The sequence below is a fragment of the Bacillus sp. P4_D3 genome, from assembly GCF_056401855.1.
The window spans coordinates 1-8942 of record NZ_JBFUIN010000110.1 but is presented as its reverse complement, the minus strand read 5'-3'; the positions used below and the strand labels follow the sequence as shown (position 1 = coordinate 8942).

5 protein-coding genes and 1 pseudogene are annotated in these 8942 nt (G+C 37.7%); 2 read left to right on the top strand and 4 right to left on the bottom strand.

From position 1 onward, the window contains the following. Positions 1-211: 211 nt before the first annotated feature. Complete coding sequence (locus AC1DTM_RS13560) at positions 212-2242, top strand: serine hydrolase domain-containing protein (RefSeq protein WP_016103950.1); 2031 nt, start codon at positions 212-214, stop codon at positions 2240-2242. Positions 2243-2973: 731 nt separating this feature from the next. Here AC1DTM_RS13560 and AC1DTM_RS13555 read toward each other — a convergent pair. From AC1DTM_RS13555 to AC1DTM_RS13540, 4 genes and pseudogenes are all read right to left on the bottom strand, one after another. Continuing rightward, a pseudogene (locus tag AC1DTM_RS13555) lies at positions 2974-3177 on the bottom strand (Tn3 family transposase); the annotation flags it as partial. Between the two features lie 228 nt (positions 3178-3405). Then, a complete protein-coding gene (gene yhaM / locus AC1DTM_RS13550) occupies positions 3406-4350 on the bottom strand; it encodes a 3'-5' exoribonuclease YhaM (RefSeq protein WP_002201504.1) in 945 nt (314 codons plus the stop codon). 41 nt (positions 4351-4391) lie between these two features. Then, positions 4392-7316: an ATP-binding protein gene (locus AC1DTM_RS13545; RefSeq protein WP_477000342.1), complete on the bottom strand. Its 2925-nt coding sequence runs from the start codon at positions 7314-7316 to the stop codon at positions 4392-4394. After that, entirely contained in the window at positions 7313-8554 is a 1242-nt protein-coding gene (locus AC1DTM_RS13540; protein WP_016103948.1) for a metallophosphoesterase family protein, read from the bottom strand. Before AC1DTM_RS13540 ends, AC1DTM_RS13545 begins: the two co-directional genes overlap by 4 nt. Before the next feature lie 208 nt (positions 8555-8762). Here AC1DTM_RS13540 and AC1DTM_RS13535 point away from each other — a divergent pair. After that, positions 8763-8942, top strand: a 180-nt coding sequence (locus tag AC1DTM_RS13535) for a YhzD family protein (protein WP_477000341.1), incomplete at its 3' end; no start/stop codon positions are given.

The following is an 8942-nucleotide window of genomic DNA, read 5'->3' as shown; positions in this document are numbered from 1 at the left end:
GTCACATACGGTAGTGTCAAAATGTCATGATTTCTATGACATAGCTATTAATATAGCCGTATCCCACTCAATTTTTGTTGTTCTTTATAAATATGACAAAAGTTCACTATCGACTATGACTCGCCGCTTGCTACACTCTGTTCATACGCTAACGAGCCGCTAACTCGTTGTGCTAACAAAAAATTTCAATTAAATAAAGGAGCGTACAAAAATGAAACAAGCAATTAACAAACTGGGGATCGTTACAATTCTTCTTTCTTCTTCAACCATGATTTCTGCATGTTCCCAACAATCATTAGAAGCAGGAAAATCAAAACCAGCGGCATCCACGACTAATATCCAAATGACGAAAGGACCTAATAATATAAAAGAAATAGAATCTTTTGCTGATTCGTTATTTGAAGAAAAAATGAAGAAGTATAATGTGAACGGTTCTAGTTTTGTCGTCGTTCATGATGGAAAGGTCGTTGTCAATAAAGGGTATGGATATGCCGATAAAGAAAAGAAAATCCCCGTCACTAAGGACACGGTCTTTCAAATCGCTTCAGTCTCGAAAACTTTTACTGCTTTGGCTGTGATGCAGCAAGTCGATAAAGGAAAGCTTAAACTTGATCAAGACGTACAAAAATATCTTGGTGGATTACAAATACCTAATAAAACAGGAAAACCTCTTACCCTGTTTGATATGCTCACTTATACCAGCGGGGTAGATTTACCTGATATCACCACGATAACCGGGCCTGAATATATTAATCACAGTATACCGATGAAGGAATTTTTCTCTAAACATATGCCAACGGTGGTACGGCCGCCTGGTGAAGCTTATACGTATGACAACGTTGCATTTGCGCTCGCAGGGTTTGCAGTAGAGAATGTTACTAGTACTCCTTTCTCAAAATATATGGAAAAGAATATTTTTAAACCATTAGGTATGAAATCTACAAGTTTGAGCTTTACGCCTAATCTTCTCAAGAGAATGGCTACACATTATGGGCCCACTGGCGATCCAATTCCAACAAGTGGAAACGGTCTAATGGATGCACCACAGGGAGGTATTATATCTACCGGAGAAGACATGTCAAAATACATGATTATGCAGCTACAGAAAGGAAAGTTTAAAGGCAAAGAAATTGTAAGTAAAAAAAGCATGGATATGATGCATGCCTATCAAGTTTTTGATGATAAGACAATTCCTGTTGCGACAATTGGATTTGAAACGCCTTTCAATGAATTTGCTAACGGTCAACACGTTGTAATGAAAGGGGGAAGTATGCCTGGACATCAATCAATGCTGATTTTAGTGCCAGAACAAAAAACAGCATTTTTCATGTCTTACAATAATGATTCAATGATGAGTATAGACATATATGAAACTCTCATGGATCACTATTTCCCTGCTAAGAAGAATGAAGTAAAAACAAGTTATCTCCCATTAGAGGAAAAAGAAGCTAATAAATACTTAGGCTTATTCCAACAGACGCGTTTCGCTGCAATTCGCACTCATTTTACTTATGAAAATGGGAATTTGGTTATGGAGGGTGGTACAACTGGAAAACAAGTTCTCAAAATGATTCATCCGTTGTTATTTGAAGATTCGGAAGGCAACAAAGTTGCTTTCAAAAAGAATTCGGCTGGAGAAATCGCATATTTTCACTACAACTCTCCTAAAAGCCTTGATTTTATAGCAGATGCCCAGAGAATTAACAACAAACCACCTTTTGATGACGTTCCACAAAAGAGTAACTATAGAAGTCACATTGATAATCTTCATGCCCTAAATATTATGGGTGCTAAAACAGGTAATCTATTCAATCCGATGGACACCATGACACAAGGAGAGTTTGCGGATACGTTGTTACTTGCTCATGGATGGAACGGTTTTCCAGACGACTCCAAGGAGGCAAGGGGAAAAATTATGAATGGAATTCCAGAGTATAACCGTGCTACTCCGATTACCCGACAGGTCGCAGCAACCATGATTCAAAACGTTAAGCAAATTCAAGACTTGAAAACGATTCAACCTGATAAAGCTATTAAAGTTAAATTACTTGATGCCGCAGATGACTGGGCAGTCCAATCGATTCAGGCACTTGCCTCCCAAGGAATTCTAGACCCTGATACTTCCATCAACGCTGATGGATCCCTTATCTTCCGTCCGAAGGATTTGTTACTGCGTCAAGAAGCAAGTGCCTTGCTGGATTTAGCTTTTAACTATTATGCACCGCCTATCAAACGACAGTAAATATTCATCCTAAATTGAATCATAAAAAAAATTGGATGATGTTATCTCATCAGCATCAAGCTAAAATATAACAAGAAATTCAACTTTATAATATCTTTATGGAAACGAAAACGATTCGAAGCATAACCCGATACATTTGAAGTTTTTGCATTTAAAGAAGGAACCTATTAGGAAGTATGATAGGTTCCTTCTTTGTTATATAAATAATTTTAACTTTGATATAAGGGGTTAATAATGCCAATTATCCGAGAAAAATGTCAACTTCCCTATCTTAAAATCATTATAAAATTGTGAAATAAAACCAAATTACGTTTTAATAGGCAGATTGTCTATGCTTCACAGTCGTTTTATACACAATCCCTAGAATATCAAAGATGATCATCTTCTTATACCTATGATATTTACGACTGTTCTTTTTGAGCAGTTAATAAATACGAATTCACTATGCGTATTTTTACATAGTGAATTCTTTTTTTGTTTTGGGGTATTTTTATTTGTTAAGTTGATGGTGATGTGACGCTACCCCTTATTTAGAAAAAGCTGTTCTTTTAAGATCAAATAACTAACGTTCTTAGACTAAAAACACGCGAAATTCTCGTTTTGGGGAATAACCAATTTCTTAGGTTGTTAGGCATGAGTCCCACCCACATTTTAACGAAAATATACGCTAAACAAATTTCAACATAAAATGAGCCGAATTTTCTACTCTAAGAAAAATTCGGCTCTTATTTTTAGACCTGTTGTAAAGGCCGAAGAGATTCTAACTTTGTAGTTTCTTTCATCTTAAATCGGTACTCACCTAAAAATTTGATACGCTCCTATCCTAGTGGTGAGATCTGTTGTAATAGTTCTTCGTTAAACCCATGCGTACTTCTTAACATTTCTACATCTTCGCTTAAATATACGTTGTTCCATATAATGATGGCATGTATGACCCATCCCTGAAAAAATAAAATTTATCACCATAAGTTAGATAATCTTTCCACTTTTTATCGTTGTGGCAATCATTATCCGGCGCTTTAACTCCAACAAATATAATTTATTTATTTTCATTAAAACATGCTACATCAACACGGCTTCCATATGCTATTTTATTTGATTTTTAGTAAAAAAACAGCCTCACTAAGCTTTTAACACTTAATGAGGCCATTCTATTTACAATCTTAATTATGAAACGTCGGCTTATAGAACGAACGATTATCAAGAGCAAAGACACGTTCTGTGTATTCGCCTGGTTTTGTACGTCCTAATGCGCGGTCCATCATGTTCATTTTTGCATCTAAGTTATCGATGTAGTGCAGAATTTCTGCTTCTTTTACTAATGGTGGTTTTGGGCTACCCCATTCTGCTTTTCCGTGGTGAGAAAGGACGATGTGCTGAAGAATTAATACTTCTTCTGCATCGATTTGTAGTTCCTCTGCTGCTTTACCAATTTCGTTCACCATGATAGAGATGTGGCCAAGTAAATTTCCTTCTAACGTATACGTCGTAGAAATCGGGCCAGATAGCTCAAATACTTTACCAAGATCGTGTAAAATAACGCCCGCATAAAGTAAATCTTTATCTAACGATGGGTACAGTGTAGAAATAGCTTTCGCTAAATCTAACATCGATACTACGTGATAAGCTAGTCCAGATACGAACTCGTGATGATTTTTCGTCGCTGCTGGATATTCTAAAAATTCATTTTGATGCTTATTTAACAAATGTCTTGTTAGACGCTGAATGTTCGGGTTTCTCATTTCAAATATGTATTGCGTAATTTTCTCAACCATATCTTCTTTTTTTATTGGAGCTTTTTCTACAAAGTCCGAGATGTCCGTTACTTCATTCTCATTCGCAACTCGAATTTGTTTCACACGTAATTGAATACGTCCTTTGTAGTTTAGAATATCGCCAGCTACTTTAACGATCGTTTCCGCTACATATTGTTTCTCAACTTCTGGTGATACATCCCATAGCTTCGCTTCAATATCTCCACTTGGGTCTTGTAAAATCACTGTTAAAAACGGCTTCCCATTACTTGCAAGACCTTTTGTCGCTGTTTTAATTAACAAGAAAACATCGACTTGTTCTCCAACTTCATATTCTACAATTTTCTTTTTCATTCGAATTCCTCCACCAAATCAATTACTTTTAGTATAGCACACTACAACTCGTTTTCTTTACGCTTACGTGTTAATTTTATAATCTCATTTTCTGTAAAATACGTGAGTAAATGCGCATGACATGTAAAGAAGATAACTTGTCTATCTTTCGCAATTTCCTTTATTAGTTCAATCGTTCGATTCGTCCTTACCACATCAAAATGCACGAAACTATCATCAATAATAAATGGATAATCATGCTCAAACGTTTTCGCTAGCGCAAATCGCAATGATAAATATAACTGCTCCGCTGTCGCTTGGCTTAGTTCATGGCTGTAAAAACGCATACCATCGTTACGTTCGACAATGAACGGTTCCGCCTCTGACGGTGAGAATATTTTACTATATCGTCCGCCCGTTAAATACACGAAATACTCTTCAGATTTTTGTAAAATGCGCGGAAGATGCACTTCATGATAATATTGCTTCGTTTTCGTTAACACCGTCTTTGCGGCCGCATATGCAGCCCACTTCTTCACTTGTTCACGCACTTGTGATTTTTTCATTTCCCACTCATGTAGTAAATCACCATACGTACTGCCTTCTTCTAAATTCGCAATTTCTATTCGATACTTCGCAATACGCTCTGTCAGTTCTTTCTCTTGTGCAAGACAGTTTTGCGCGGCTGTAATTTCTTGCTTTAATTTTTCATCATAACCGTCAGCCTCATAATGCTCAGCTAATGACAAACTCGTTAAGCGCTGTTCTAACAGATCAATTTGAGGTAATAAACGCCCCACTTGCTTATCCGTATCTTCACGTTTCTCTGCCAGTTTACCTGCTTCTAAAAACATCTCTTCATCTGTAGATTCTGCAATATGCCATAACCCATCTCGCTCTACTAGCAGTTGTTTTAATTGCTCTTGCATGAACTCATATTCTTCTTGCCATTCCGCCAGCTTCTCTTTCAGCTGCTTACAAGTTTGGCGCTTTTCTTTCTCATTTTGCATACGACTTTTCGCCTCATGCAAATTACTATACTCTTTACTACCGATAACAGTTTCTAGTTTATGCTCAAAGTGCGAAATCATTTCATACAATGAAGATTTCCGCGCACTTTGCTTCTCTAAATCACGATATAATTGCTGCATTTTTTCAATACGCTCAAACGCCGGCAATATGTGCGCATACGTATAAAATTCAGGGAACATATAGCGCGTTTTATACGCATCTACTTGTTCTCTCATACGGAAAGTTTCCCTCTCCCATTCTTCATACGATGAAACGACTTTATCATAAGCACGTTCCATTTGCTGTAATTTATAAGACTCTCGCTCAAATAACTTTCGAATCTCTTCATCCTTTTCTAACTGATAGCGAACTGACATCGCTTCTTCACTTTGACGCCCGCCAGCACTTTGCTGAAGAGTAAGAAGCTCTTCTTGTAATCCACCTGATGGATCTTTATATAAAACGAGAGCAAGGACAATCCCTACAAAAACAATCACACTAATAAATAACAGCACGCGGTTATCTATAAATAGACTCGTGAATAAAACAAGCGTGTTAATAAGAAGTAACAGAAGACAAATTCTTTGCCACTGTTTTTTCTTTTGCATAGCCGCCCCTGCTTTTTCCTCATACTTGCGCTTCATTCTCTCTGCGCCCATTCCTAAAAATGCCGCATCCTGAAATGATTTTTCTTTCTCAACTAACGTATTTCTTTCTTCATCAGCTAACATTTGCTGACTTATTTGTCTTATGTTTTCTTCTTGCTCTTCTAATTGCTCTTGAGCCGTTTTAAAACGTTCATCTAGTTGTGCTTTTTGTGTTTCTAACTCTCTCGCCTTTTGCACAGTTTGCATAATTAATTCTTTCGTCGCTAAACTTATATCAAATGAAAGAACAGTCTCTTGTTCAAAAGTAGCGCCAATTTGTTGCTGTAGTTCTGCGATTTCTTCTTTTATATTCGCAATACTTCCCGTCATATCACGCATTTCTTGACGTGCATTTTCATAAGACATATGCTGCATGCGTAGTTCTTCTACATAACTTTCTTTTTGTAAAAATGCTTCATCTATTTCTGTGGAATCAATTTCTGATTGCACTGTTTCTATCTTTTTTTGAAGTGAATCTACTTGTACTTGCAGCGGTTCCATCTTTGCCTTTACCGCCTCATAGCGCGCCATCCCGTTTACAGGAAACTGCCCGTTTTCGTTTTCTAACACTTTCTCGTGCGCACTCTTTTCAATAACGAGAGGCTCAAGCGCTGCTAATATTTCATAGTCTTGCTTTCGTTTTTCCGCACTCTCTTTCTCCGCACGAACAGAAGCAAGTTTCTCTTCACTTTCTTTTAACTGCTCGACCTGTTTTTCATACGTGCCAATCTTCCCTTGCCACTCTTTCATCTTTTCCTCAATTTTCTTCATCTCTTGCAGTGACACGTTAATTTCAGGATTACGACCACTCGGCTTAAAACGCTGATTCATTTCTTTTTCTAACTTTTTATCTAACTGCAATAACGCATCACTTCCGACTGCGCTGGCCGAAAATAAATAATTACCGATATCCGCTTCGCCAAGCTGATGAATATTTTGAAGACCATGCATATCAAATGAAAAAACAGAATCAAATAAGCTTTCATTCACACCGCTTAATATATCGTTTAAAATATCTTCGCCGCCAGTTTTCCCGTCTTCAAAATAAACGGTCACCTCGCCTGCTGCCGTCTTTGGCAATCGTTCAATTTTCAAACGGCCGTACTTCTCTGTTTGAACAGTCATCGCTCCGCCGTACTTCCCGCCTTCTTTCGGCTCATAACGGCGCTGTCCTCTCGTCGGAAAACCGAACAAAATACTTTTCATAAACGAGCGAATTGTCGATTTACCCGCTTCATTTTCACCGTATAGCACCGTCAGCAATGAAAGATCCATTTCCACATTTTCTAGTTTCCCATAGCCATAAATATGGAGTTTTTCAATTCTCATTTTTTATCCCTCTCTTGCTGGAATAATTGCTCTAAAATAATATTTTCCGCTTCCTTTTGAATCTCTCTCTTCTCTTCTTCTGTAAAAGATTCAATACTATTACGCGCTACAGGAGATGTCCAAATCGTGCGCAACACTCCGTCCATATTTGTAAAAGCTTCTAACTCTTTTAGCACACTACCGACGAAATGATTTTCTTCTTTCAAACGCTCGATTTCCGCAAAAGAAACCGTCTCATTTTTCCACTTCATCGCATATACAAAGTCTTTCCGCTCTTCTCCCGCTGCTAAAATATGAAAAATCTCTTCTACACGCTTGTCTTCACGTAAATATGGAGAAAGTGGTCCCTGCCCTGTAAATACGACAGTTAAAAGCGTCCCTTCCTCTTCTCTTCGGCATTCATTCATCGCAGTTGACGCGCTCGTCATAAGATCATCAACAGTTTCAAGTCCATCGATACTCACTTCTATCTCATCCCATATAACATCCGCCGTATGGAAAAATGAACAATGCGATCCTTGTTTCGTGAGTTCAATAAGATATGCACCTTTCTCGCCGGTCTCCTTACGATGACGTCCTTGTATATTACCTGGATAAATAATGCATGGCTCTTCTGATAAAATTTCACGTTTATGTATATGGCCGAGAGCCCAATAATCAAACCGCTTTTCTTTCAGCTCACGAATTTGAAACGGTGCATAGCGATTATGCTCTGCATCCCCTTCCACACTCCCGTGAAGCATTCCAATATGAAAAGGCGCATCACTCATTTTCATATACTGTGCTGTCATATTATCCGTTACCGCTTGCTGCAAATAACTAAAACCGTAAATAGAAGCTAACAGCTCACCATTTTTATAAAACGACTTCTCTTCTACATAAGGCTCCGTAAACACATGAACATTTTCCGGAAACTCAATTGCTGCCCAGCTTCCCCCTAAATGATCGTGGTTACCGTGAATAATAAAAACGGGAATATCGTACTGCGAAAGTCTCTTCATTTGCTCGCGCACAAACACTTGCGCTCTCAAACTTCTCGTCTCCGCATCATACAAATCCCCAGCTAGTAATACGAAATCAACGCGCTCTTGAATCGCTTTATCAACAATACGCTCGAACGATTCAAACGTACTTTGCTTCATTCTTTCCCAAACAGACTGTGGTACATTCATTTCCATCCCTTTAAACGGACTATCCAAATGCAAATCAGCCGCATGTATAAACTTCACTTGTTTCACAAATAACGATCCTTTCTATAGTTCAAAAGTTTCATTTTATCAATATTAAAATAGCTAAAAACTAATAATTAGCGGAGTGAAAAGACTTCCCACTAATTAAAGTTTCACTTTATTTTACCACGCAATGTCATATATTTCTTTGCATATTCTATTGATTTATGACAAAATAGTTATAAGATTCTGATTTTAATTATTGGAGGGGATTTTCATGGGAGTATACGTTCTAACAGTCTTTGAAAAAGATGGTTCAAAAGCATTAGATGAATCATTCGAGGCAGCAACTGAAAAAGAAGCGAAAGCAAAAGGTGAATCTATTTTACAAGAAAAAGGATTGTACGAAAAAACACATCGCTGCACATCTTCTGCAGGCAAGCTCGTTTTATTCCAG